Annotated in this window: 23 protein-coding genes; 4 read left to right on the forward strand and 19 right to left on the reverse strand. The window is 51.3% G+C overall.

Going from position 1 to position 26,101, the window contains the following annotated elements:
* The first annotated feature begins 139 nt into the window (after nucleotides 1–139).
* Nucleotides 140–2,848, forward strand: coding sequence for an HTH-type transcriptional regulator MalT (gene malT / locus AC6R1A_RS06055; RefSeq protein ID WP_500630250.1), 2,709 nt, complete (start codon nucleotides 140–142; stop codon nucleotides 2,846–2,848).
* A gap of 120 nt (nucleotides 2,849–2,968) precedes the next feature.
* Here the strand turns inward: malT and AC6R1A_RS06060 are convergent, their stop codons facing one another.
* Complete coding sequence (locus tag AC6R1A_RS06060; protein ID WP_334552909.1) at nucleotides 2,969–3,325, reverse strand: YibL family ribosome-associated protein; 357 nt, start codon at nucleotides 3,323–3,325, stop codon at nucleotides 2,969–2,971.
* A 370-nt stretch (nucleotides 3,326–3,695) separates the two neighbouring features.
* On the opposite strand from AC6R1A_RS06060, the gene AC6R1A_RS06065 reads away from it, so the two are divergent.
* Nucleotides 3,696–5,357, forward strand: a complete 1,662-nt coding sequence (locus AC6R1A_RS06065; protein ID WP_500632399.1) for a methyl-accepting chemotaxis protein — start codon at nucleotides 3,696–3,698, stop codon at nucleotides 5,355–5,357.
* Nucleotides 5,358–5,438: 81 nt separating this feature from the next.
* Here AC6R1A_RS06065 and AC6R1A_RS06070 read toward each other — a convergent pair whose 3' ends face one another.
* A complete protein-coding gene (locus AC6R1A_RS06070) occupies nucleotides 5,439–7,052 on the reverse strand; it encodes an NAD(P)/FAD-dependent oxidoreductase (RefSeq protein WP_500632398.1) in 1,614 nt (537 codons plus the stop codon).
* Nucleotides 7,053–7,242: 190 nt separating this feature from the next.
* Between AC6R1A_RS06070 and fdxA the strand changes: the two genes are divergently transcribed.
* The gene (gene fdxA, locus AC6R1A_RS06075; RefSeq protein WP_334553421.1) at nucleotides 7,243–7,566 is read left to right on the forward strand and encodes a ferredoxin FdxA; all 324 of its coding nucleotides are present in this window, start codon (nucleotides 7,243–7,245) and stop codon (nucleotides 7,564–7,566) included.
* 13 nt (nucleotides 7,567–7,579) lie between these two features.
* Here fdxA and AC6R1A_RS06080 read toward each other — a convergent pair whose 3' ends face one another.
* The 14 genes from AC6R1A_RS06080 to urtA all read right to left on the reverse strand — a co-directional run bounded on the left by AC6R1A_RS06080 (nucleotide 7,580) and on the right by urtA (nucleotide 20,135).
* Nucleotides 7,580–8,314 carry a TrmH family RNA methyltransferase gene (locus AC6R1A_RS06080; RefSeq protein WP_500632397.1) on the reverse strand — a complete coding sequence of 245 codons (735 nt, stop codon included), beginning with the start codon at nucleotides 8,312–8,314 and terminating at the stop codon, nucleotides 7,580–7,582.
* Between the two features lie 98 nt (nucleotides 8,315–8,412).
* The gene (ureG, locus tag AC6R1A_RS06085; RefSeq protein WP_500628902.1) at nucleotides 8,413–9,045 is read right to left on the reverse strand and encodes an urease accessory protein UreG; all 633 of its coding nucleotides are present in this window, start codon (nucleotides 9,043–9,045) and stop codon (nucleotides 8,413–8,415) included.
* 41 nt (nucleotides 9,046–9,086) lie between these two features.
* Entirely contained in the window at nucleotides 9,087–9,761 is a 675-nt protein-coding gene (locus AC6R1A_RS06090) for an urease accessory protein UreF (protein ID WP_500632396.1), read from the reverse strand.
* A 15-nt stretch (nucleotides 9,762–9,776) separates the two neighbouring features.
* Nucleotides 9,777–10,346 carry a HupE/UreJ family protein gene (locus tag AC6R1A_RS06095; RefSeq protein ID WP_500632395.1) on the reverse strand — a complete coding sequence of 190 codons (570 nt, stop codon included), beginning with the start codon at nucleotides 10,344–10,346 and terminating at the stop codon, nucleotides 9,777–9,779.
* 101 nt (nucleotides 10,347–10,447) lie between these two features.
* Nucleotides 10,448–10,903, reverse strand: a complete 456-nt coding sequence (gene ureE / locus AC6R1A_RS06100) for an urease accessory protein UreE (protein WP_334552921.1) — start codon at nucleotides 10,901–10,903, stop codon at nucleotides 10,448–10,450.
* A 10-nt stretch (nucleotides 10,904–10,913) separates the two neighbouring features.
* Nucleotides 10,914–12,617 carry an urease subunit alpha gene (gene ureC, locus AC6R1A_RS06105; protein ID WP_500632394.1) on the reverse strand — a complete coding sequence of 568 codons (1,704 nt, stop codon included), beginning with the start codon at nucleotides 12,615–12,617 and terminating at the stop codon, nucleotides 10,914–10,916.
* A 95-nt stretch (nucleotides 12,618–12,712) separates the two neighbouring features.
* On the reverse strand, nucleotides 12,713–13,045 hold the full coding sequence (locus AC6R1A_RS06110; RefSeq protein WP_500630256.1) for an urease subunit beta: 333 nt from the start codon (nucleotides 13,043–13,045) through the stop codon (nucleotides 12,713–12,715).
* Between the two features lie 46 nt (nucleotides 13,046–13,091).
* A complete protein-coding gene (gene ureA, locus AC6R1A_RS06115; protein ID WP_487903048.1) occupies nucleotides 13,092–13,394 on the reverse strand; it encodes an urease subunit gamma in 303 nt (100 codons plus the stop codon).
* A gap of 113 nt (nucleotides 13,395–13,507) precedes the next feature.
* Nucleotides 13,508–14,422 (reverse strand): urease accessory protein UreD, encoded by a 915-nt coding sequence (locus AC6R1A_RS06120; RefSeq protein WP_500646158.1) that lies wholly within the window; start codon nucleotides 14,420–14,422, stop codon nucleotides 13,508–13,510.
* Nucleotides 14,419–15,114, reverse strand: a complete 696-nt coding sequence (urtE, locus tag AC6R1A_RS06125) for an urea ABC transporter ATP-binding subunit UrtE (protein ID WP_500628908.1) — start codon at nucleotides 15,112–15,114, stop codon at nucleotides 14,419–14,421. The genes AC6R1A_RS06120 and urtE overlap by 4 nt, the downstream gene beginning before the upstream one ends.
* A 1-nt stretch (nucleotide 15,115) precedes the next feature.
* A complete protein-coding gene (gene urtD / locus AC6R1A_RS06130; RefSeq protein WP_500630266.1) occupies nucleotides 15,116–15,955 on the reverse strand; it encodes an urea ABC transporter ATP-binding protein UrtD in 840 nt (279 codons plus the stop codon).
* Between the two features lie 2 nt (nucleotides 15,956–15,957).
* Entirely contained in the window at nucleotides 15,958–17,121 is a 1,164-nt protein-coding gene (gene urtC, locus AC6R1A_RS06135) for an urea ABC transporter permease subunit UrtC (protein ID WP_500632343.1), read from the reverse strand.
* Between the two features lie 21 nt (nucleotides 17,122–17,142).
* The gene (gene urtB / locus AC6R1A_RS06140) at nucleotides 17,143–18,726 is read right to left on the reverse strand and encodes an urea ABC transporter permease subunit UrtB (protein ID WP_500632342.1); all 1,584 of its coding nucleotides are present in this window, start codon (nucleotides 18,724–18,726) and stop codon (nucleotides 17,143–17,145) included.
* A 125-nt stretch (nucleotides 18,727–18,851) separates the two neighbouring features.
* Complete coding sequence (gene urtA / locus AC6R1A_RS06145) at nucleotides 18,852–20,135, reverse strand: urea ABC transporter substrate-binding protein (protein WP_334552934.1); 1,284 nt, start codon at nucleotides 20,133–20,135, stop codon at nucleotides 18,852–18,854.
* Between the two features lie 388 nt (nucleotides 20,136–20,523).
* Between urtA and AC6R1A_RS06150 the strand changes: the two genes are divergently transcribed.
* Nucleotides 20,524–21,276 carry an SDR family NAD(P)-dependent oxidoreductase gene (locus tag AC6R1A_RS06150; RefSeq protein ID WP_487903052.1) on the forward strand — a complete coding sequence of 251 codons (753 nt, stop codon included), beginning with the start codon at nucleotides 20,524–20,526 and terminating at the stop codon, nucleotides 21,274–21,276.
* A gap of 44 nt (nucleotides 21,277–21,320) precedes the next feature.
* On the opposite strand, the gene AC6R1A_RS06155 is transcribed toward AC6R1A_RS06150, so the two are convergent.
* The 3 genes from AC6R1A_RS06155 to AC6R1A_RS06165 form a co-directional block, all read right to left on the reverse strand.
* On the reverse strand, nucleotides 21,321–23,018 hold the full coding sequence (locus AC6R1A_RS06155) for an EAL domain-containing protein (protein WP_500630258.1): 1,698 nt from the start codon (nucleotides 23,016–23,018) through the stop codon (nucleotides 21,321–21,323).
* A gap of 16 nt (nucleotides 23,019–23,034) precedes the next feature.
* Nucleotides 23,035–24,873, reverse strand: a complete 1,839-nt coding sequence (locus tag AC6R1A_RS06160) for a CHASE domain-containing protein (RefSeq protein ID WP_500630259.1) — start codon at nucleotides 24,871–24,873, stop codon at nucleotides 23,035–23,037.
* Between the two features lie 197 nt (nucleotides 24,874–25,070).
* Nucleotides 25,071–25,970 (reverse strand): LysR family transcriptional regulator, encoded by a 900-nt coding sequence (locus AC6R1A_RS06165; protein ID WP_500630260.1) that lies wholly within the window; start codon nucleotides 25,968–25,970, stop codon nucleotides 25,071–25,073.
* Nucleotides 25,971–26,101 lie beyond the last annotated feature (131 nt).

A 26,101-nucleotide genomic window follows, 5' to 3' on the forward strand; every position in this document is an offset into this window, starting at 1 on the left:
AAAAGTCGCTCTCCTCACATAACAATCCCACCAACTCTTAAGTAACATCCCACTCAACAACAAAGATCGAACAAAAAACAACCCATCTTGACGTCGTGCTCGCTGACACGTTCACTGACAATAAGATAAGGATGAGAAGATGTGGATTCCTTCGAAACTCACGCGTCCTGGCCGTTTACACAACGCCATCGTACGCCCAAGAGTTCTTGATTTACTTCAGCAAGCACCCTGCTACAAACTGGTGCTGTTTCGCTCACCTGCCGGATACGGTAAAACCACCATGGCCGCCCAGTGGCTCGCCGACAAACCTAATGTCGGCTGGTACAGCATCGATGAAAGCGATAATGACCCGTTCCGCTTCATGAACTACCTGCTGCAAGCCCTAAACAAAGCGACCAATCAGGCTTGTCCGAATTCGCAGAAATTGGCCGAAAAGCGTCAATTTTCCTCACTTCACTCCTTGTTCAGTGAAGTATTTGCGGAGATGTCCGAGTATTTTAACGAGTGTTATGTGGTCCTTGATGACTACCACCTTATTTCTGACGATGAGATCCACGAGGCGATGCGCTTTTTCCTCAAGCACATGCCCGACAACCTGACATTAGTCGTCACCAGTCGCGCCGCGCCGCCACTCGGCACAGCCAACTTACGTGTGCGCGATCTGATGATTGAGATCGGTGACGAGTTGCTGGCGTTCGATACCGAAGAGACCACCCGTTTCTTCAACCAGCGCATCGCCGATGGCATTGATGATGCCACGGCAGACAACCTGCGCAACTACGTCGAAGGTTGGCCATCGGCCCTGCAGTTGATCGCCCTTCAAGCGCAAGGTCAAAATCGCACGTTGGCGCAATCGGCTGAGTCTTTTTCGCAGTTTAATCACGCGCATCTGTGGGATTATTTGGTTGAAGAAGTGTTTGATCTGCTCGACCAAGAGACACGTCAGTTCTTACTGCAATGCTCGGTGCTGGATCACTTCAACGACAGCATGGTGGCGGCGCTGACTCAGCGTGATGACGCTCTCAGTATGATTGAGTCTCTCAACCGCTATGGGCTGTTTATCCACCCGCTTGAAGGTGAACAAAACTGGTATCGCTTCCACAATCTATTTGCCGAGTTTCTTGCACATGAGCGCTCAGCGCGTATGCCGCAAAAAGAGCAAGAGCTGCACCAAGTCGCCGCGCGCGCTTGGCTCAAACAATCCTCGCCCCATGAAGCACTCAAACACGCGCAAGAAGCCAAAGACAGCCAACTGATCGCCGATATTTTGAGCCAGTTTGGCTGGAAAATGTTCAATGGTGGTGAACTTAAAGCCCTAGAGCAGGCCATTGATTCGTTATCGCCGGAGCAGCTCTACAGCGAACCGAAATTGTGTATGTTGCAAGCGTGGCTCGCGCAGAGTCAGCACCGTTACAACGATGTCGGTGACTTACTTGCCAAAGCCGATGAGCAAATGCGCCAGTTCAACGTAGTACTCAACAGCAAAGAGCAAGGTGAATTCAACGCCCTGCGCGCGCAAGTCGCCATCAACCAGAACCAACCAGAAAAAGCGTTGGAGCTGGCTGAGCTGGCACTGAGCCAAGTTGACAGCACGGTCTATCGAAGCCGCATTGTTGCAACCTCGGTCGTCGGCGAGGTCAATCACGTCCTTGGCCGTCTCAGCCGCGCGTTGCCTATGATGCAGCAAACAGAGAAACTGGCTCGCCAGTATCAGGTCTATCATCAGGCGCTGTGGGCGATGTTACAGCAAAGCGAGATTTTGATAGCACAAGGCTATGTGCAAGCTGCGTACGAAGTGCAAGATAACGCCTTCAAACTGATTGAAGAGCAACAACTGCAGCAAGTACCGATGCATGAATTTTTGCTGCGAGTACGCGCGCAAATCCTCTGGTGTTGGAACCGTTTGGACGAAGCCGAAGACTGCGCGTTCAAAGGCATCGATGTACTGGGCAAACAGAGCCCAAGTAAGCACTTACATAGCTATTCGATGCTGGCTCGCATTGCAATTGGCCGTGGCGAGCTCGACCGAGCCGCGAAATACATCGACCATATTTTGCATCTACTCAAACAATCAACCTATCACGTCGATTGGACTGCAAACGCATCACTGTCGTTGATTCTGTTTTGGCAAGCACGCGGCGATCTTGACTCAACGAAGCAGTGGCTCGATACCGCCGTGAGACCAGAAACCGCCTGCAACCACTTTACTCAGTTGCAATGGCGTAATATTGCACGAGCGCAGATCAATTTGGAGCAATACGAAGACGCGCAGCAAACGCTCGAGTTCATTCAGCAAGAAGCGGCAGACAAGCACTTGCTGACCGACACCAACCGTAATCTGATTGTCCAAGCGGTATTGGCGATTTCCAAACAAGATGAAGAGAAAGCGCGTCAATTGCTCAAAGAAGCCCTAAAACTCACCAATCAAACGGGAATGCTGGGTAACTTCTTGGTGGATGGCGCCAAAATTGGTCACATCCTTAATAAACTCAACACCAAACAAGAGCTTGGTGACCTTGAACGTCACCGCGCGCAGCAACTGCTGAAAGATATTTCCACCACGCAGCGCAGCCGTTCGGTTCATTTTGATGAGGAGTTTGTCGAGAAGTTGGTCAATCACCCGAACATTCCTGAATTGGTGCGCACCAGTCCATTGACGCAACGTGAGTGGCAAGTGCTCGGACTTATCTATTCGGGCTTTAGTAATGAGCAAATTGCACAAGAACTCGATGTGGCGGGCACCACCATCAAAACCCACATCCGTAACTTGTATCAGAAGCTCAATATTGCCAACCGCAAAGAAGCGGTCAAAACCGCAGAGAATCTGCTGCAATTGATGGGCTACTGATCCTATCGTCCAATGCAAAGAGGTCGCCCACATTGGCGACCTCTTTTTCATTTCATCTTGTCACTGCCTAGCCTCATATCACAGAAGCTCAGGATTGCGCACTGTGGAATTGTCCCAGTGCTAGAATGATTTCGGTGCGAAGCCTGTCATCACTTCCAAACGCAGCTCTTTGCCGAGTTTTGTCATCGGGTGTACCACCACCAAGCCACGAACGGATTTTTTCAGCTTACCGAGATCCGCTTGCTCAGCCTTGGTAATTTCACGAGAAAACGGCATGTCGAGCAAGCTTTTGCGCTCTTTGTTCATGTCGTATTTCTGCTTACCTTTTAGAGAGTTCAACTTCTTGGTCAAAGACTCCACGTCATCAGTAAATTTACTGATCATCTCATCGTCTTGACGGCTTTTTGCTGCATCAAGTTTACGATTAGCGCTGTCTAAACGGTTGTGAAGTTGCTGGATCTCTTGCTTTAAGCTCATGGTGTGGTTCTCTGCTGGCACTTGGGGGCGGCGAGTGTAGCATAGTGAGGCAGCCCGACCTAGCGCTATCGTTCAATCACGACTGTTTCACCCCGAACCACCGCTGTACTGTCGCCGTGATTTCATATGAGATCACAAGCATTTACAACAAGATAGAACTGCTCCTACCAGTGATAGAATCGGTGATATTCCACACAATTTGTTCAAAAAACAGTAACACAACTATTCAGCGTCACATTGCGCTGTCGATATATAGACTACTCTTAACTCATAAACCTTTGGTTGACCAACACTACTTCCATAACAACCAAGGTATGACAACGACTAGGTTACATTAGATAACCGCATGATAATAAACAGGAAGTTTTGTATGAGTCTAACAATCAAAAGCCGCCTATACATATTAGCGCTTGTACCCCTTATCGTTATAGCACTGGGCATGCTTAGCTTTACGTACATCAAAACCACAGAACTCAATCAAACACAGATTGAGGTTACTCGTGAGAACATGATGAACATGAAAAAAGCCGAGCTGAAAAACTACGTGCAGATGGCGCAATCTGCGATCCAGCCGTTTCTTGACCAAGGCGCTTCGCTTGAAGAAGCGATCCCAACCTTGAAACAGCTCGAATTTGGTGATTCAGGCTATATCTTTGGTTATGACTCCAAAGGTATCCGTGTTGTGGTCGGGAAAAGCGATAAAGGCATTGGCGACAACTTTTACAATCTACAAGATCAGCAAGGCAACTATTTGGTTCAAGACTTGCTGAAAAACGCCAAAACCGGGGATTACACCACCTACTACTTCCCTAAACCAGGCGGCACCGTCGCACTGCCGAAGTTAAGTTTTTCCATTTTTATCCCACAGTGGGATTTGATGCTCGGGACGGGTTTCTACACCGATGACATCGATGCGATTATCGCTGAAATGGAGATGGCGACCACCTCAGCACTCGAAACCACCTTGTCTGCCATCGCCTTGTTCTGCTTGGTGATTGCCATTTTGGTGGCGATTTTTGCTGTCACCGTGAACCGCACCATCATGTCACCCATCGAACAATTTGATGCCTCTATCAGCTCATTTGCCAGCGGTGAAGCGGATCTCACCGCACGTATGGAAGCATTCAAAGTACCTGAGTTTGCAAAACTCAGTACCAACTTCAATGCGTTCGTTGCCAGCTTACAACAGATCATTCGCAGCGTGAGCGACGTCGGTCAGCAAGTATTGGCTGAAACCAATAACATGACTCAGCGAGCGACGCAGGTCGATGAACTGGCTTCAGGTCAACGTGAAGAGACCGAACAAGTGGCAACGGCGATGACGGAAATGACCACAACCGCGTCTGAAATTTCCAACAACGCAAGCCAAGCGGCGAACTCCGCCAAGGAAGCCGACGACAACGCGAAAGAAGCGCGTCAAATCGTCAACTCTGCCGCCAACTCAGTGGAAGCGCTGGCTGAAGAGGTGATGCAAGCGGCGTCGGTGATTTCGCGTCTAGAAGCCGACGTACAGAATATCTCTTCATCGCTGGAAGTGATTCAAGACATCGCTGAGCAGACCAACTTGTTGGCCTTGAACGCCGCCATCGAGGCTGCGCGTGCGGGCGAACAAGGTCGGGGCTTTGCGGTGGTAGCCGACGAAGTACGTAAACTGGCCAGTCGTACCCAAGACAGCACCGGTGAAATTCACAGTATGATTGAAAAACTGAAAGCCGCTTCCGATGACGCCGTACGCGCGATGGAATCGAGCCAAAAACGGGGTTCAACCACTGTTGAGGAAGCCAATGCGGCCACCAAAGCGTTGATCCAAATTCAGGAATCAATCGATACCATTATGGACATGAACTCGTTGATTGCGACTGCGACCGAAGAGCAGAGCCTTGTCGGTCAGGAGATATCGCAGCGCATCGTGGTGATTTCAGACCAAAGCTCGCAATCTGCGGATCTGGCCAATGAAAACCGCCAAGGCAGTAATGAGCTCAATGGTCGCGCCAACGAGTTGTACCAGCTAGTGAGCCGATTTACGGTGTAAATTGCCCTCAAAAAAACGGCCCATCGCAAGATGGGCCGTTTTTATTGGATGCCGTTCTGAGGACGCGCACTTTAAAAGCGCTTAGTTAGCCTCTGACTGCGTCATCGCAATAGCGAGCGCTTCCGCAACCTTGATACCATCAATGCCCGCAGACAAAATTCCGCCCGCATAACCCGCGCCTTCCCCAGCTGGGAAGAAACCTTTTAAATTGACACTTTGGTAATCTTTACCCCGTGTAATACACACCGGCGATGACGTTCGCGTTTCTACACCAGTGAGTAGCCCATCTTCTGTCGCAAAGCCTTTGATTTTCTTGTCAAACGCAGGGATTGCTTCACGAATCGCTTCAATCGCAAAATCCGGTAACGCTTTGGCTAAGTCGGTCAATTTAATACCCGGAGTGAACGATGGCTCCACCTCACCCAGTGCGCTCGGATCGCGACCTTTAAGGAAATCACCGATCTTTTGCGCCGGCGCATCATACGTCGCGCCGCCAAGCTCATAAGCCGCCGACTCTAATTGACGCTGGAACTCAATCCCAGCCAGTGGATGGCCTGGGTAGTCTTGCTCTGGGGTAATCCCTACCACAATCGCACTGTTGGCGTTGCGCTCTGCACGAGAATATTGGCTCATGCCGTTAGTGACCACGCGGCCCTCTTCTGAGGTCGCAGCCACTACCGTGCCGCCCGGACACATACAGAAACTGTAAACGGTGCGACCATTTTTACAATGGTGCACCAACTTGTAATCTGCCGCGCCTAAAATCGGGTTACCGGCATTTGGACCAAAGCGCGCTTCATCGATCATCGATTGTTTGTGTTCGATACGAAAACCGACCGAGAAAGGCTTAGCCACCATCTCCACACCGCGCTTATAGAGCATTTCAAACGTATCGCGGGCACTGTGACCTACGGCCAGCACCACATAACGAGACTGAATTTTTTCGCCATTGGAGAGCGTTAACCCCGTGATCTGGCCATTATCAATGTGGATATCATCAACGCGCGTGCTAAAACGAATCTCACCGCCGAGCTCAATGATTTTGGCGCGCATCTTTTCAATCATGGTCACTAGCTTAAACGTGCCAATGTGCGGCTTACTCACGTAGGCGATCTCTTCTGGCGCGCCCGCTTCCACAAACTCTTTGATCACTTTGCGACCATAGTGTTTTGGATCTTTGATTTGGCTGTAGAGTTTACCGTCAGAGAAGGTGCCTGCGCCGCCCTCACCAAACTGCACGTTCGATTCAGGATTCAGCGCGCGTTTACGCCAAAAACCGAAGGTATCTTTGGTGCGCTCACGCACCTCTTTACCGCGCTCAACAATGATAGGTTTGAAACCCATTTGCGCCAGAATCAAACCCGCAAACAAACCGCAAGGGCCAAAACCGATCACCACAGGGCGCTCGGTCAGGTCCGCGGGTGCGTTGGCGACAAATTTGTATTCCATATCCGGCGTTTCTTTGACGTGAGGATCGCTGACAAACGCCTCAAGCACCGCAGCTTGATCCGCCACTTCAACATCCAGCGTATAAATCAGCAAGATTTGCGTTTTTTTGCGAGCATCGTAGCCACGTTTAAAGACATTAAAGGAGAGGATCTGATCAGCGGGAATCGCCAGTTTTTTCACGATCGCCGCGAAAATAGCGTCTTCCTCGTGATCCAAAGGAAGTTTAATTTCAGTTAAACGTATCATACGAGTATCTCAGTTAGGATGGTGTCTTAGCGGCGCTGTCTACCTACACCGCTCACAATGGCGCGCATTTTACGTCAACTCGATTGGCCTGTCATACGAAAACCACTTTTTGTCTCGGCTGAGGATTGCTCAAACGCAGCGGGATGGGTATTATCGCCGATTCGAAAATGAACCAAGATGAGTGCGCACCATGGCCTTTGTCGTGACTGATAACTGTATCCAATGCAAATACACAGACTGTGTCGCGGTCTGCCCTGCTGATGCCTTCTATGAAGGCCCGAACTTCATGGTGATAAGCCCTGTAGATTGCATTGACTGCGGCTTGTGTGTGCCTGAGTGCGACGCCAACGCCATCTTCCAAGAAGAAGAACTCGCGGAAGATCAGCAAGTCTTTATTGAGTTAAATGCCGAACTTGCCGAACTGTGGCCCAATCTCACTGAAGTCAAACCCGCCATGGACGAGGCTGAAAAGTGGAATGGCGTGCCCAATAAGCTCGGCATGCTGGAGAAATAGACCGACGCTTGGCCTACTGATGCTGCCTGCGCAGGTTGTCTAAAATAATACCCGTCGCCATAGCGACATTCAGTGATTCTGCCCCGCCAAACGCCGGAATGGTGATTTTGTCACTCACATGCTGAGCGGCGTGCTCTCGAATACCGTGCGATTCACTGCCCATCAAGATGATGCCTTGCGGCGAAAACTGCGTCGTGTGCACACTCTCGCCCTCTAGAAATGCGCCATAAACGGGTAAATTGGCACTGGCAAGATAGGCAGGCAGGTCGCACTGCGTCACGCTGACGCGGCCAAAACTGCCCATGGTCGAACTGATGGTTTTCGGGTTGTAGGGGTCGGCGCAGTCCTGACTGGCGATGATGTGTTTAATACCGTACCAGTCGGCGACACGAATGATGGTCCCGAGATTACCGGGGTCGCTGACGCCATCTAATGCGATGAGCCAACCCTGCGCTTTTGGCACTGGCAAGTTAGGGATCGCCACCACGGCGATGGCCGAATTATTACTCACCAATGTGCTGGCTTTCGTCAACTCATCCAAACTCGCTTCGACACAGTCGTAATCGCTCAGCGCCTCTTGATGCTTGTCGAGAAAGTCTCGGGTGGCGAAAATCTGTTTGACCTCAAGATCACTCACGATGAGCTCTAGGACGTTCTTTTCACCTTGAACTAAAAACAGTCCATTGGCTTTACGCTGCTTCTTTTGTCCCAATGCGCGCAGTAATTTGAGTTGGTTTTTCGATATCATTCATCGCCCCGACGTGCGTTAACCCAGTAAAAAACTCGGGGAGTATAACCCTAAACCGCGCCGAGATGCGAGCGTTGACACCTAGCCTTTCAAGCACGTCAAACTGACGTGCTTTTCATGGTCAACATCCCTTGTGTCACGATGAAATCGATGATGGTGCTCAGCCCTTGGCTCTCTTTTAAGTTAGTAAACACAAACGGTTTGGTCGGGCGCATGCGCTGGGTATCCGACTCCATCACTTCAAGAGACGCTCCAACATACGGCGCAAGATCGATTTTGTTGATCACCAGTAAGTCAGAGCGTGTGATGCCTGGCCCGCCTTTACGCGGGATTTTTTCCCCTTCCGCCACATCAATGACGTAGATAGTCAGATCAGCGAGCTCAGGGCTAAAGGTCGCACTGAGGTTGTCACCGCCACTTTCAATGAACACCACATCGAGATTTTGATGGCGTTTGGCCAACTCTTCCACTGCGGCGAGGTTCATGGAGGCGTCTTCGCGGATCGCCGTGTGAGGACAGCCGCCGGTTTCAACACCGATAATACGATCAGGCTCAAGCGCCTCGGCGCGAGTGAGGATCTTCGCGTCTTCCTGGGTATAGATATCGTTGGTGACCACCGCGATATTGAGCTTGTCGCGGATCGCTTTGCACAGCACTTCCAATAGCGCGGTTTTGCCTGAACCTACCGGGCCGCCAATGCCGACCCTTAATGGCTGCTTGTAACTCTCCATTGTCCTTCTTCTCCAATTCTATGTGCAAAACTGCACAGTCGTTATGAGCGAAATAATCGTGTGTATTGTGTCTCGTGTAAGCTGCTAGCGATGGAGACGCTGGGGGTAAAGCTGCCCATCATCCACTCTTCAATCTGCCGAGCGTGCGCGATGGCGTCCTCAAATTCGTCGCTAAGAGCGATCAGCGCTCGCTGGCCATCCGTTTGACCAAGGGGCACCAATTTCACCCCAGCCATAATGAGATTTTCCGCCCAGCTCCAAAGGTAGCCTTGTTTGAGTGATTCAGGTTCGATCTGCCACTGCTCGGCGGCGACACACAAACCGAGCAGTTGATTGATTTTCACTTCAGGGTGATGAAACGCGTCGTGATCCACCCCCAGTTGCACCAAAAGCGTTTTGAGGGCGAGTCCTCGCTGAGACTCTTCGGCGCGCAACTCCTTGGTTTCACGACTGGCGTACAGGGTGTCACTGAGTGATTGAATGCGGGCCATGTCCGCATTCCCGAGCGCCTCGAAGTATCTGTCAATCAACGGCAGTTCTAAGGTCGCCACGCTATTGAACAGCATGTTGCTCAACCATTGGTGCATGCTCTCTTTGTCGGTCACCCATTGTGCTTCGACTGCCCACTCTAGCCCTTGCGAGTAGGTGAACCCGCCGATAGGCAAAGAGGGACTGATCAGCTGGAACAGTCGATACACCGCGCGAGGTTCGCTCATCACTGGCTAAATCCGTTACGGCAGCAGAATCAAAGCGCTGGCAGACGCGACGCCAACCGATAACCAAGGGCTCGACAACGCTCGGCCAAACTGTAAGCCCAGCACCATCAAACCGGCAGCGGCGGTCAACATGCCACTGGCAAAGGGAAGAACACTGCCCGTTGATTCAACGCCATGCGCGTAACCATGGAAGAACATCAGCCCAACGCTGAGGCCAACCGCCAAATTCAATAGCGGCTTGGAGCGATTGAATGACTGCCATATGGCGCCGCTGACCACAAACAGTGAGGCCCCAATCGCCAGCTCGACGCCACCAAAGCCGCCAAACACTTTACCTGCGCTCAGCCCCAGTAATAACGTCGCGAGTGCCGCTAGCATCAGCGTTACTTTACCGCGCCAACTGACCGATAGACACGCGGTCAGCATGCCGAACGCAATTAACATGACGAGGTGATCCAACCCGGTCACAGGGTGTGTCAATCCGGCCGAAAAAGAGCTGCCCTCATGGCTGGGGTGAGCAAATACTGGGCTTGCCATCGTGGTGGCGGCAAATGCGCCGACGGAGGGAATAAAAGAGATTCGCATAACACTGTCCTTGTAAGTCATCTATCCGTTGAAATAGGTTGAAAGAGAAACTGGCCACGCTGTCGTCAACGTTGACAACGCGCGTGCCCTATCAAAGCCATTTAGTGATGGTGATGATGGCCCCCAGCAGAACGCCCGCCATAAGCACCACTTTCTGGCTCAAAGGCCGCTTGCTCGACCGTCACTTTCGCGCCGAGCCCAGTGACCATGTCATCGAGTACGTGATCATGCTGGTAACGTACCCAACCAAACGCCACTTGCAACGGCACATGGCGGTTTCCTAAGTGGTAAGCAACGCGCGTTAATAAATGCAGGTCACTGCAGTAGACGGTCGAGACACTTTCTGGCGCGGCAATCACCTCAACCACCAATCCGCATGGGCTTTTGAGCTGCTCTCCCCCGCGTAAAATGTGTCCGCGAGGAAGAAATAGTCCCGCGTCACGGCCATCATCCAATTTGACCTTTAAACGGCTTTTGATACGGCTGTCGATCGGCAAACTGAGAAATGTGTGGGGTTGAATGGTTATCTCCTGAGCAATTTCCGTCAGTTCGATCATGGTTGTTCTCCTAGAATAAGAAATAGCGCTGCGCCATCGGCAGAACGTCTGCAGGTTCACACACCAGCAACTCGCCATCCGCGCGAACTTGATAGGTTTGCGAGTCCACTTCGATGTGCGGCTGCCAGTCGTTTAACTTCATATCGGCTTTACGGATGTGACGACAGTGGCTCACCACGCCGATTTGACTGCCTAAGCCCAGTTCAGCGGCAATCCCGGCTTGGTGAGCGGCTTGCGAGACAAACAGCATCGAGGTCTTTTGCGCCGCTTTGCCGTAGCTGCCAAACATGCCACGGTAATGGACCGGCTGTGGAGTGGGAATGGATGCGTTCGGGTCGCCCATCGGCGCCATGGCTATCATGCCGCCTTTCAAAATCACGCTCGGTTTAACGCCGAAAAAAGCCGGTTTCCACAACACCAAATCCGCCAATTTACCCACTTCAATTGAACCAATTTCATGGGCCATCCCGTGAGTGATCGCCGGGTTGATGGTGTATTTGGCAATGTAACGCTTCAAACGAAAATTATCGCTGTAGCTTGAATCTTGTTTCAAACTGCCGCGCTGCACTTTCATTTTGTGCGCCGTTTGCCAAGTGCGTGTGATCACTTCACCCACTCGCCCCATGGCTTGTGAATCCGAAGCGATCATCGAGAAAGCGCCCAAGTCGTGAAGAATATCCTCGGCGGCGATGGTTTCTCGGCGGATGCGAGACTCCGCGAACGCCACATCTTCTGCAATGGATGGTGAGAGGTGATGGCACACCATCAACATGTCCAAATGCTCATCGACCGTGTTAACAGTGTACGGGCGTGTCGGATTGGTCGACGACGGCAGCACATTGGCTTCACCGGCAGCGCGAATAATATCTGGCGCGTGACCGCCCCCTGCCCCTTCGGTGTGATAGGTGTGAATAACGCGACCACCTATCGCATTCAGTGTCGATTCGACAAAGCCGGACTCATTGAGAGTATCGGTGTGTATCGCCACCTGCACGTCCATCTCATCCGCTACCGTCAAGCAGGTATCAATTGAAGCTGGCGTCGTCCCCCAGTCTTCATGCAGTTTCAACCCCACCGCGCCCGCCGCAACTTGCTCTCGCAGTGCGTCAGGTTGGCTAGCATTACCTTTACCAAGCAAGCCAAAATTCATTGGAAATCCATCTAGGGATTCGAGCATGCGATGCATATTCCACGGGCCTGGCGTACAGGTGGTCGCATTGGTGCCGGTGTTCGGGCCAGTGCCGCCACCAATCATGGTGGTGACACCCGAGGCGAGCGCCTCTTCAATTTGTTGTGGGCAGATAAAATGGATGTGCGAGTCAATGCCACCAGCGGTCAGAATCGCCCCTTCCCCAGCCAACACCTCAGTGCCCGGGCCAATCACTATGGTGACGCCGGGCTGAACATCGGGGTTGCCTGCTTTGCCAATCGCGTGAATGCGACCATCTTTGACCGCCACGTCGGCTTTGACAATGCCCCAATAGTCGAGCACAACGGCATTGGTGATCACTAAATCTGGGGTTTCTTGGCTTGGCCTTTGACTCTGGCCCATGCCATCGCGAATCACCTTCCCGCCACCAAATTTCACTTCATCACCGTAGACGGTGTAATCTTTTTCTACCTCAAGCCACAATTCGGTATCCGCGAGGCGAACTCTGTCTCCGACTGTTGGCCCAAACATTTCGGCGTATGCCCGTCGAGAGATGCTTGCCATGACTTATCCTTGTCTGTTACGTGTGCGCATTACCCATCTGTCTATCAACTTGTCAGTAAACATGTCTGTCAACTGGGTGGTATAACGCCATCGAGCTATAACTTGCCCATCACCTTGCCTTGAAATCCGTACACTTCGCCTTTTCCGGCGTATTCCACTAGCTCAACGCTGCGTGATTGGCCGGGTTCAAATCGCGTCGCCGTACCGGCGGGGATATTGAGTCGAAACCCGCGCGCAAGCGCTCTGTCAAACACCAAGGCTTCATTCACTTCAAAAAAATGGTAATGCGATCCGATTTGAACCGGACGGTCACCGACATTCTCAACGCTCACTTTGACGGTGCGGCGGCCCACATTGAGCGCAATTTCACCGGCGGCGGTCTCAATTTGACCCGGCGCCCAACCCTTGCCGATTGTCGTCCCTGCCATCCCTGTATCTCCTTATCCTATTGACTTTGCCTTTCCCCATCACTGACTACACTATCGGCTCGTGCACGGTGACGAGTTTGGTGCCGTCAGGGAACGTTGCCTCAACTTGCACGTCCGGAATCATACTGGCGACCCCTTCCATGACATCCTCTACCGTAAGCAACGTACGCCCGTAATCCATCAATTCGGCGACGCTTTTTCCCTCCCGAGCGCCTTCTAAAATGGCGCTACTGATCAGCGCAATCGACTCTGGGTAGTTGAGTTTTAGCCCTTTTTCTTTGCGACTTTGCGCCAACAGGCCCGCGCAAAAAATGAGTAATTTGTCTTTCTCTCTCGGGGTGAGTTCCATTGCTATCCCTCGCAATTCATCGCTTTGTTCCGCCGAATGCACTCTCATGCTTATGGTTGAGTGTGCTTGTGGATGGGTAAGTCAGCTTGCATCCACACTCTCAGTCCACCTTGTTAGGTAGCCCAGATCCTCGGAGGCTGAGGCTTCTCGCCACACCAGTGCAACCTGATCTGCTGCCAAATACGCTCAAAACTGGCCAGAATCACTTCACTCCATTGACCCAATGCCCTGACGACTATCAGGTTTTCCAGCTGAGTGGCACCAATGACCAACGACGCCTTACCCACATCATCTTGTATAGAGCAGAGCAAGCTCTGTACCAGCTCGATTAAGTCCTCGTCCTGTGAGGAGATATAAAACGTGCCCATCATTGGAAAGCCGAGCAACCCCTTATTTATCAGATATTTATCGCCGCCTTTCATATTGAGCCCTTCGCTGAGTATTTTGCTCCCTTGGTAGTAAACCTCTGTTTTTCCTACCAAATGTCCACTTAAAAAGCCCTCATTTAGTGCGGGTCTCCCAAAACAGTGCATCTCCCAGCCCATAAATTGTGCATCACGCTCTAAGTGGATCTGTGTGTCTACTCGCACGTGGGCATCGGGGAAAAAGATGTTCTCTTGCGGTAGCCACTCTAAGGTGGCGTTTGACGCCACGCGCAATATTTGCGTCTGGCAAGCAAAACGCGCCGATGAACGATAAAACTTGGTAGCGCCGGGGGTCGTGACCAGTGCATGCCCCCCCTCTCGCACCTGCGCCTCGATGGCTAACGTGTCGCCGCCGACCACTCCGCCAGGCGGGTGCAACAAATAGGTATGGCACACGGGCCCCTCAGGATAGAGCGGGCGCTGTATCGCCAGCGGGCCTTGCTGCTGGCGCTCTTTGATCACCGTTTTATCTCCTCTGTCGGTAAAGAGCAGAGCCAGTTTTGCTTTCCAGCCAGAGCGAGTATCAGAATCGAGTTTTTGTTCAAGGCTGGGGTTGTCATTGGCATCCGTCAAGGCAAATGCCACAGCAGGGTCACACATCATACAGTTAGATACTCCTTAATCAGCGCGTCATTGAGCGCCTCCATGGGGCCATTGGCCACCGGCCGGCCGCGATCCAAAATGCAAAACTCATCGCCCACTTTGCGGGCGAAAGGCAGCTTTTGCTCCACCAGCAATACCGTCAGACCATATTGCTGATTGAGCATGCGAATGATGTCGCCAATCTCTTGCACTATATTGGGCTGGATGCCTTCCGTGGGCTCATCCAAAATCAGTAGACTCGGGTTGACCACCAGAGCACGGCCAATCGCCAGTTGCTGCTGCTGCCCTCCCGACAGATCGCCACCGCGGCGATGAAGCATCTCTTTAAGCACCGGGAACAGCTCGAAAATAAATTCTGGGATCTGGCGATCACCTTTGGCGCGAATCGGCAATCCCACTTCAAGGTTCTCTTGCACGGTGAGCATCGGAAAGATTTGCCGTCCTTGCGGCACATAACCGATACCGAGTCGCGGGCGATCTTCGGCGTCACGTTTAATTAATGACTGATCACCCAGTTTGATGTCGCCACTTTGTACCTTCACCAGCCCCATAATGCACTGCAATAAGGTGGTTTTCCCCACCCCATTGCGACCCATGAGTACGGTACATTTGCCTTTGGGGATCGTCATATTCAAGTCCCACAGGGTGTGGCTTTCGCCATAGAATTGGTTCAATCCATTGATGGTCAACATACTACTCTCCCAGATAGACCTGTTTGACTTGCGGATGGGCCTGGACGTGGTCCATCGTCCCTTCTGCCAGCACATGCCCCTGGTGGAGCACAGTGACATGGCTGGCAATTGAACGGACGAAATCCATATCGTGCTCAACGACCACGACCGAGTGTTTCCCGGCGAGCGAGTTAAGCAGCTCAGAGGTGCGATCCATCTCTTGATGCGTCATCCCCGCGACCGGCTCATCGATGAGCAACAGCTTCGGGTTTTGCATCAAGAGCATACCGATCTCAAGCCACTGCTTTTGACCATGCGACAGGTTACCGGCGAGTCGCCTTGCACTGTCTTGCAAATCAATCAGCGTGAGCACTGACTCCAATTTGTCTTTCTGCTCGCCTGATAGCTGCGCGATGTACGTACCCCACACAGAGCGTACGCCCGCCATCGCCAGCTCAAGGTTCTCCCACACGCTTAAGCATTCAATCACCGTCGGCTTTTGGAACTTACGTCCGATGCCGGCATTGGCAATTTGCGCCTCATTCATCTTCAGGAGGTTGATGTTGGAGCCAAGCCACACCGACCCACTGTCGGGTTTGGTTTTGCCCGTGATGATGTCCATCATGGTGGTTTTCCCTGCACCATTCGGGCCGATGATGCAGCGTAGCTCGCCCTCTTTGATGTACAAGTTCAAGTCGTTGATGGCTTTAAAGCCGTCAAAGCTTTTGTTGACGCCTTCGACATAGAGCAAAATGTTGTGCCGCGTATCAATCAACGGGTGGGTCTCGGGCTTGAGAAACGAAAAGACTTCATCACGACGGGTCAGTTGCTTGACCGAATCAGTCAATGTTGTGTGGGTCATGTTCATGCCGTCACCTCTTTGCTCTTATCTCTTTCCTCATCGCTTTCACTGCGACGCTTGGGCGTGTCGCCCCTCGCGAGCTTATCGCTGACAAACCCCATCAACCCTTTCGGGAAGTACATAGTCGAGAGCACGAACATGCCCCCGAGGGCAAAAAGCCACACCTCTGGGAACTCAACGGTGAACCAGCTTTTGGCGTAGTTGATCACCAAAGCGCCAACAATCGCGCCGAACAAGGTAGCGCGGCCGCCTAACGCGACCCAGACCACCACTTCAATCGAGTTGAGCGGCGCAAATTCCCCGGGATTGATGATGCCCACTTGCGGGACATAAAGCGCCCCCGCAATGCCCGCTATCACCGCAGAAAGGACAAACACCCACAGCTTGATGCCGTCGACGTCATAACCCATAAATCGAGTGCGGGATTCGGTGTCGCGAATCGCCAACGCCACGCGGCCAAGACGGCTGGCCACCACAGTACGGCACACCCAGTAGCTCAGGGCCAGCATCAGACCGGTGGCCATAAACAACACGATGCGCGTGCTGTCTTGCTGCAAGCTGTAGCCAAGTATGTCTTTAAAATCCGTGAGGCCGTTGTTGCCGCCAAAGCCCATTTCGTTGCGAAAAAATGCCAACATCAGGGCATAGGTCAGCGCTTGAGTGATGATCGACAAATAGACCCCCGACACGCGAGAGCGAAACGCCAAATAACCAAACAGGTAAGCCAGCGCCCCCGGCACTAATACCACCATCACACATGCGAACCAAAATTGATCAAAGCCGAGCCAGAACCACGGCAGCTCTTGCCAATTTAGAAACACCATAAAATCCGGCAGAATCGGATTCCCGTACACACCACGATCGCCAATTTGACGCATCAAATACATGCCCATCGCATAGCCGCCAAGAGCAAAAAAGGCGCCGTGGCCCAAACTCAAAATGCCGAGGTAGCCCCACACCAGATCCACCGCTAAGGCGAGCATGGCATAGCTGAGATACTTGCCCATCAAAGAGAGCGTGAATGTCTCAACGTGAAAGGGATGACCGACGGGCAGCAAGGTATTGGCCAAGGGCACTAACACCACCGCCAACAGAATGAGCGCCACGGTCACTTGGCCACCTTTGTCGCCTCGCATCGCCGACAGCACTACCGAGCGTGACTGAATAGATTGACTCATGTGAACTCCTTAACCTTCTGCCGCTCGGCCACGTTGTGGGAAGAGCCCACGAGGACGTTTTTGAATAAATAGGATGATAAACACCAGCACCAAAATCTTCGCCAATACCGCGCCAGCCCAAGGCTCCAATATTTTGTTAAACAGCCCAAGGCCGAGCCCCGCCACTAAGGTGCCCCACAGATTGCCAACGCCGCCAAACACCACCACCATGAAGGAATCGATGATGTAGGCTTGGCCCATATTGGGCCCCACGTTGGTGAGTTGAGACAGCGCAACACCTGCAATACCGGCCACCCCGGAACCTAAGCCGAACGTCATGGCATCGACACGCTCTGAGCGGATCCCCATCGCACGAGCCATCGCTCGATTTTGCGACACCGCGCGCACTTGCAGACCCAAAGGTGTTTTTTTCAAGACCATCACCAAACCAATGAACACGCATGCGCAAAATAGGATGATGTACAAGCGGTTATAGGTGAGAGAGAGCATGGGGTTGATGTTGAGTGCACCGGACATCCAATCCGGCGTGCTGACTGAGCGGTTAAGCGGCGAAAACACCGAGCGCACCGCTTGTTGCAGAATCAGGCTGAGACCAAACGTCGCCAGCAAGGTTTCCAGCGGTCGTCCGTACAAATGGCGAATCACGCTGCGTTCAATCGCAACACCCACCAACCCAGAGACGACAAATGCCGCCGGTATAGAAAGTATCAACGCCAACCCAATGTGATTGGGCATCAACTGCTGCATAACGTAAGTGGTGTAAGCGCCAAGCATGATAAGCTCACCGTGCGCCATGTTGATCACGCCCATCACACCAAAGGTGATCGCCAAGCCAATACCGGCCAACACCAATACCGAGCCTAAACTAAGACCAAAGAAAAGAGTCTCCACCCCCGAATACAAACGCTGGCTTTGTTGGTAGCGGTCGAGGGCCTTTTGCGCCGCCTCAATCACTTCCTCATCTTGCTCACGGCTTAACACTGCATTGAGGGTTTGCACCACCACTGGCTGTTTGTAATCCGACAACAGCGCAATCGCGGCCGTTTGGCCCGGATCACTCGCATTGAGGGCACTGTCCACCGCCAACGCCAGATGCAATTGATCAATCACCGCGGGCGAGGTTTCGCTCACCAGACGCTTTTTAAACTTAGCCACCACACTGGGCTCTGTATTGCCCACCAGCGCCGTCACCGCCGCAAGTCGCACCGCTTCATCGGCACTGCTTAAGCCCAGTGAGGCGATTTCAGCGCGAATCAGACCGCGCAACGCGTTATTCACCCGCACTTTGCTAAACTGGCGTTTACTTTCAATAACGAGTGTCTCACCCGTCCAAACCTGAGTGGCGGTTTGTTGCGTTTTGAGCTCTGGCGCGATGTAAAGGTCTTGCTCGTTGGCTTTTAAGCTGTAGAGATCGCCTTCTAGCCATGCGGTCAAAATAGGCTTCGCTACCTCGGCTGGTTGCGACTCCACCAGCCAAGTCATGGCTTGCTCTTTCGCTTGATTGTTCTTGCCATTGAGTATGCTGGCAAAGTCTTCCTGACTTTGCGCATTGGCGAGATTCAACCCGATCAGGCTCAATAGACTGATCCACATAAACTTGATAATCGGCACACTCCTTGGCCTCATGATGTCTGTCCTTGCGTGGGTGAAAAGGAAAGGGTCTCAACGGAAAAAAGACGCCCAGCTTCCACGTAAAAGCCGGGCGCCAATCGTGGAGATTAATTAGAACCTGAACACTGCTTGGTTTCGACGTTAAACGCGCCGCAAGAGAAAGGTTTCGACCAGCTTGAGAACAGTTTCGCCGACTCAGGAAGGTAATCAGACCAAGCATCACCAGCGACTAAACCTGTTGTTTCCCACACCACATCGAACTGACCGTCATCTTGGATTTCACCAATCAAAACCGGTTTGGTGATGTGGTGGTTAGGCATCATGGTCGAGTAGCCCCCTGAGAGGTTAGGAACAGAGACACCAATCAATGCATCTTGCACGGCTTGTGCGTCGGTCGTACCTGCGTTCGTCACCGCTTGCGCCCACATGTTAAAGCCGATGTAGTGCGCTTCCATTGGGTCATTCGTGACACGCTCTTCACTGCCAATGAACGCTTGCCACGTTTCGACAAACTCTGCGTTGCTGTCTGTATCGACACTCATAAAGTAGTTCCAAGCGGCAAGGTGGCCCACCAGTGGTGAGGTATCCATACCCGACAGCTCTTCTTCACCCACAGAGAACGCCACCACGGGGATGTCTTCCGATGAGACGCCTTGCGCCCCAAGCTCTTTGTAGAAAGGCACGTTCGCATCGCCATTGATGGTCGAGACCACCGCGGTTTTCTTCCCTTCTGCGCCAAATTTCTTGATGTCAGAGACAATTGACTGCCAGTCAGAGTGACCAAACGGCGTGTAGTTGATCATGATGTCAGACTCACCCACCCCTTTGGCTTTGAGGTACGCTTCCAAGATCTTATTGGTGGTGCGCGGATAGACGTAATCAGTGCCCGCCAATACCCAGCGCTCAACGCCGAGTTCATTCATGAGGTAATCAACCGCAGGGATCGCCTGCTGATTTGGTGCGGCGCCAGTGTAGAAGACGTTTTTCGACGACTCTTCCCCTTCATATTGAACCGGGTAGAACAAGATGCTGTTGAGCTCTTCAAACACAGGCAACATGGATTTGCGTGATACCGACGTCCAACCACCAAACACCACGTCGACTTTTTCTTTCTCGATCAATTCACGCGCTTTCTCTGCAAACAATGGCCAGTTAGACGCAGGGTCCACCACCACGGCTTCGAGTTTTTTACCTAGCAAACCGCCTTTTTTGTTCTGCTCATCGACCAACATCAGCACGGTGTCTTTCAGTGTGGTTTCACTGATCGCCATCGTCCCGGACAACGAGTGGAGCACACCGACTTTGATCGTCTCTTCTGCGTATGCCAAAGAGGAGCTCAGTGCGAGTGTGGTGCCCAAAGCGGCCAGTTTCAGTTTGAACGTCATGTTCATAGTGGCTATCTCCTTATAGATGAATGGTTATTCAACCTGTCGGTATCTATATCCAACCAATCCAAAAAGGGTGCCAATAAAACTCGTTCAACAATTTAATTTTAACTCATTGAATTATCGTGATTTTATTCTAATCCGCTTCTTAATTGTGCAAGGACGGTTATTTTTTGCGCTGTATATTAGTGCAATCGATTCTCTCCTCTCACCATTTTGGTCTGACCTTAACCCCAAAAAAGAAAACTTGATGCATATCAGTCAGGTAGTTCAGCCGAACGCACCCATCCAGACCAAAACCATAACGGCAAGCAGGATGAGATTGTGCATTCATCCCCAGTAACGAAAACATGCTATGCTCCGAGTTCAGTCTGGCAATCAAAAGGAATAAAGAATGAAAAAAGTGGCGTTTATCACTGGTGCGACATCTGGATTTGGCCGAGCCGCGGCAGAGCGTTTTGCACAAGCGGGTTGGTCATTGGTGCTCTCTGGTCGCCGCCTCGAGCGTTTAGAGGCACTGAAAGCCGAACTCAATGTGCCTGTGCACATCATTCAACTTGACGTTCGTGATTCAGACGCGGTGAAACAAGCCGTGGCAGAACTGCCAAGCGAATTTGCCGCCGTGCGACTGCTCATCAACAATGCCGGTCTGGCATTGGCTCCGCAAGCGGCGCAAGACGTCGAGCTTGATGACTGGAAAACCATGATTGACACCAACGTCACAGGATTGGTGAATGTCACGCACGCGCTACTGCCGACCTTGATCCAATCTGGCGCCGGCAGCACCATCATTAATGTGGGATCTATTGCCGGACAATGGCCCTACCCAGGTAGCCACGTCTATGGGGCAACCAAGGCGTTTGTTCAACAATTTAGCTACAACTTGCGCTGTGATTTGCTCGGCACCGGTGTACGTGTGACTGACATTGCGCCAGGCATGGCAGAAACCGAGTTCACTTTGGTACGCACCAAAGGCGATCAAGCGGCGTCCGATAAGCTCTACAACAGCACTACCCCACTCACCGCGCAAGACATTGCCGAACAGATGTTCTACGTGGCGACGCTACCCGATCACATCAACATTAACCGCCTTGAAGTGATGCCGACACGTCAAGCATGGTCTCCTTTTGCGGTTGACCGCGATTAAGCGATGATTCAACTAGAGCGTGGTGAACTAATCAGCGCTGCGCTCTAGCCAAAATATTTCTTCTCAAACGCCTCAACAGGCAATGGCTGCGAGTAAAAATAGCCCTGATGACGCGCCACCCCGACTCCCTGACAAAGGCTGCTTTGGTACTCGGTTTCTATACCTTCAGCCACGGTATCGTACTCTAGACTGGTCGCAAACAGACAGATGGCCGTAAAGAGTTGCTGAGCGCTTTTCTCTTCAACGTTCGCCATGAACGATTTGTCGATCTTAATGATATCAATCGGGTAATCTTTGAGATGCGAGAGCGACGAGTAGCCAGTACCAAAATCGTCCACCGCAATTTTGAACCCCAGCCCACTGAGCTGTTGCAGCATCTCAGTTGAAGCGCCTTCTGCGACCAAACAGTTTTCCGTGATCTCCAACTCCACCTGACTCGGAGAGACTTCATAAAATGAAAGATACTCTTCAAGCTGTGTTTTTAAACTCAGCTCTGTCAACTGCTTGGGTGAGACATTAATCGCGACCACAAACGAGGCGCTAAAGCGTGCAAATTGCTCTTTCCAAATTTTGAGTTGATCAAACGCCGCGCGAAATACCCAATGACCAATTTCGATCATCAAATGAGACTCCTCCGCGATCGGAATGAAGTCGGTAGGTGACACAATACCCAGCTTTTTGTGATTCCAGCGCAGCAGTGCCTCTGCCCCCACTAAGTTGGCGTTGCGGTCAAACTGAGGCTGAAAGTAGAGTTCAAACTCATCATTTTGAATCGCGCGTTTAAGATCGTTTTCAATGCGTATGCGCTTTTCAATCAAGTTATGAAACTCTTTCGAGTAATACTGCGCTTGATTTCGACCTTGATCTTTGGCTCGGTACAAGGCGATGTCGGCACACTTGGTTAATTCTACGGAGTTAGTGGCACACTCTGGCGCGGAAGCGATGCCAATACTGATGGTCATATCAATGCTATGGCTCTCCACTATGATCGGCTCTTCAAACGCTTTAAGCAGGCGCAGGACCAATAGGTGGACGTGATTTTTCATCTCAAGGTTTTGGATAATAATGGCAAACTCGTCGCCACCGATGCGGCACAAGTAATCACTTTTTCGTGAGCAATGGGAGAGACGCTGCGCCACATGCCTAAGGACCGCATCACCGACAACGTGGCCAAGGCTATCATTGATGTCTTTGAACTTATCGAGATCAATCAACAGGAGCATTAATGGCTTTTTCGAGCGAGAAGCAATCAATAGTGCTTTTTTTAAGGTTTCATCAAAAAAGTAGCGATTACTCAACCCAGTCAAACTGTCCTCTTCTGCCATACGTTTGAGCTCGGTGTGTTTGGCTTGAATCTGCTGCTCGAGGTAGTAGCGTTCGGTGGCAATCACGATAGCGCGACGTAATCGCGACGCGGTGATCTCTTTTTTCATGATGAAGTCTTGCGCACCCACTTCAATGCACGACAGCGCCAACTCCTCATCATTGCTGTGGCTGAGCATCACAATCGAGGTAGAGAAATCGCTCACACTCCTCAATTGCATCAGCACTTCAATACCATTGGATGGTGGAAGCTGATAGTCGAGCAAAATCACATCATATTTATTGGCGAGCGCCATCTTGAGCCCTTCATGGGCCGTCGTTGCTTCGTCGATCTCCTGGATGGGTAAATCGGTATCGCGCAAAGTCCGAATCGCAGCAATTCTATCGATGGTATCATCGTCAATAATCAAGATTTTCATCAGTCAAATCCCATCCTTATGGAGTAAAGGTTAGATTGGCGCGCTCGATGGTTAGCGCGGCAAAGTACGGCTGTTTGGGCCAACTAAAACGGAACGTGCAGCCCTGTTCAAGGTTGTTTTCTAATCGATAGTCGCAACCATAGAGATCGAGCGTTTTCTTAATAATCGACAGGCCAAGGCCACTGCCTTCTACTTTGTCTCTTGGTTGCAGAGTGTGGAAGAGTTCAAACACTTTCTCTTGATAGGCCTCTGGAATGCCTGGCCCGTCGTCTTGTACGGTAAACACATAGCGGTCATCGATTTCCGTGGCGGTCACGCGAATCAACCCCTTGGCTTTGTCATGATGCTTAATCGCGTTGCCAATCAGGTTTCTCAGTACCATTTCAAGCGGCGTAACTAAGGTAGAGATCTCACCCAACTGATCGTCATACTCTAAGGTGATCCCTGTCGGCGGGCTAAGCAGCTCAAAAATCTCTTCAGTCTTATTCCCAACATGAAACAGATCTAAGCTCCACTGTTTCCTGCCTACACGCGAATAAAGCAGCAGATCATCGAGCAAGCGCTCCAAACGACTGACTCGATTTTGCAATAAGGCGGCGTACTGCTCTGTTTGCTCAGTGAGATGGGGTTTTAAGTCATCGATGGTCCAAGTAACCAACTGGGATATGCCACGCAAGGGCGCTTTTAAATCATGGGAAGCGACGTAAGCGAACTGATCCAGTTCGTGGTTGGCCTCTTCGAGCGCGTGGTTGCGCTTCTCTAAATCGGCCGTCACTTGTTCTAAGGTTTGAGTGCGCAACTGCAAATCTTGGGTGGCTTGATCGGCGTACTGCTGAGCACGCTCTTTCTCACGACTGAGCATCAAGAAAATGACCAGTAGCAGAACATCAACCAATAGACCAAACACTAAGATCAGCGCAGGTTGACTCAGGCTTTGCTGCTCTTTAAATAGCAGCGAGGACTGAACATGAAACACCCAAGTACGACCATACAAATCCAAACTGATTTGCTCAGAAAACGTCGGATCAGCATCGTAATGACGGTTGCTATCATTGAGTTCACTGTAGAGCTCCGTGTCGCCATCATAGATGCTGAAATTCACTAAACGTGTACTTCTGTCGAGCGTACCATCCATCAATTTGTAGACCACAAAAGGCGCGTAGACTAAACCCTGAAAATCGCCGCCACTTTCACCATATTGATTGTTTTCCATACCTTGGCGATACCACGGGGCATAAAAAAGAAAGCCCGGCGTGCGCTGAGAATCTTGTACCAAGACGATCGGCCCGGTGATGCTGGCCTGACCGCTCGATTTTGCCCGCTGAGCCGCACTGTAACGATTGGTTTCATGCGCCATGTCTAGACCCACCGCTTTGAGATTGTCTTGCTGAGGCTCGATGTAAGTGATAGGCCAATACTCCTTGCCAGAGCGCGTGGGATGCATGGCATAGGTCGCCATCGTCTCACGCTGCCAAGACAAATACGTCGGTACTTTCTCTTCTGGCACGTAATGAATCACACCAATCCCGTTGATGCCCGGGAACCGAGATTCGATGCGCAGCTCATCGGCAAACACTTTCCAATCCGCGCGGCTCGCCGCTCTATCAAGCATGTGTAGCGCAGAGACGCCGGCCCATAGCGCTTCCTCATACTTCTCCATCCGCTCATGAACCAAGGCGACCAATTGTTTGGCTTGATGTTGAAATTGAACCTTTGATTTCTGATGACTCTGTTTGAGCGTCACTTGCCAAGCAGTCAGCGTTAACGCAAGCGAAAACACAATCACGACCCAGTGATACCAATGCAGGACGCGAGGCGCCCGGACAGCAGAACGGAACAACGAGCTTTTCAGCATTCAACCTAGCCTGTTTTTGTGAGGTATTTAGTAATCACTCTAGTCTATTTCTTTCCACCCTAACTCAGTCAAAAGCACTAACTGGTCAATTTGTGAGCTCCCGCTCTAATTTGTCTCAATAATATTAAAAACGACAATAGTTACAGTTCAATATACTGCGATAAGCCATCAAGAGCTCTTCTCGCGAGAGAAACACGCTACTGGTCGATCAGCTCTGGTGAGTGTTTCAACATTTCCACCAACCCCTGCCTAACAGAATCGGAGCACCCTTTAAGCCAAGCTGCGGCCAAAGGTAAACCGATATGGCTGTGTCCCTCTATCTCCCTAAAACACACATTCGATGGGGCGACACCGGTTGACCAAGAAGGCACAATGGCTAACCCCATTTCCTGAGCAACCAAATTCAAAATCGTCTGCTTTTCATTAGCCACTTGTGAAATCGTGGGCTGAAAGCCTGCAGCCTGAAACAACTTAAAAGTCAGGTCGTAACTATGAGGTCTGTCTTTGCGGTTCGGTACGATCATCGGAAAATCCGCAATCAAGTCGATGGTGACACGCTCGAGCGTCGCTAATGGATGAGAGTCTGGCAGTGCCAAGCGCAGTGATTCATGGCAAATAGGCTCGATTTCAATGCGTTCACTCAGACTGTCCGGCGGTCGGATGAGCGCCAAATCAATCGTGCCGGAGAGCAGCTTTGGAATCAGGCGCTTAGTTTTATCCTCGATGATACGAATCGATGCGTTCGTATGAGAGCGCTTATATTTAAGAATCAATTTCGGCAGCAACCCAATCGCGGCGCTGTCAATTGCCCCGACGCGCAATGTGTGAGGCGAACCAATCCGCAAGTTTTTGTACCGATTTTCTACCGCATCTATCTGATCAATGAGATGACACGCATCAAAATAGAACTGCTGACCAATCAACGTCAGCTCCACGCTTCTCGTCGAACGATTAAACAGTACGAGCCCCAGAGATTGTTCGAGCAACTTAATCTGTCGCCCAAACGCGGCGGGTAGCATGTTCAAACTTTGTGCAGCGCGCCCAAAATGTAGAGTGTCGGCGGCGGCGATAAAACACCTAAGCTGTTCCGTCTTCATCTTACCTCCTTATTATATCGTTAATTTATATAATAGAATGCCAGTGATAACAATTTATTTACATCTCATAATCAAAATCTAACAAGTAAGAAGGTAACCATTATGTCAACATACAAAATCGCGACCATTCC

Source organism: Vibrio sp. R10-SG3-ISO3 (genome assembly GCF_059834225.1).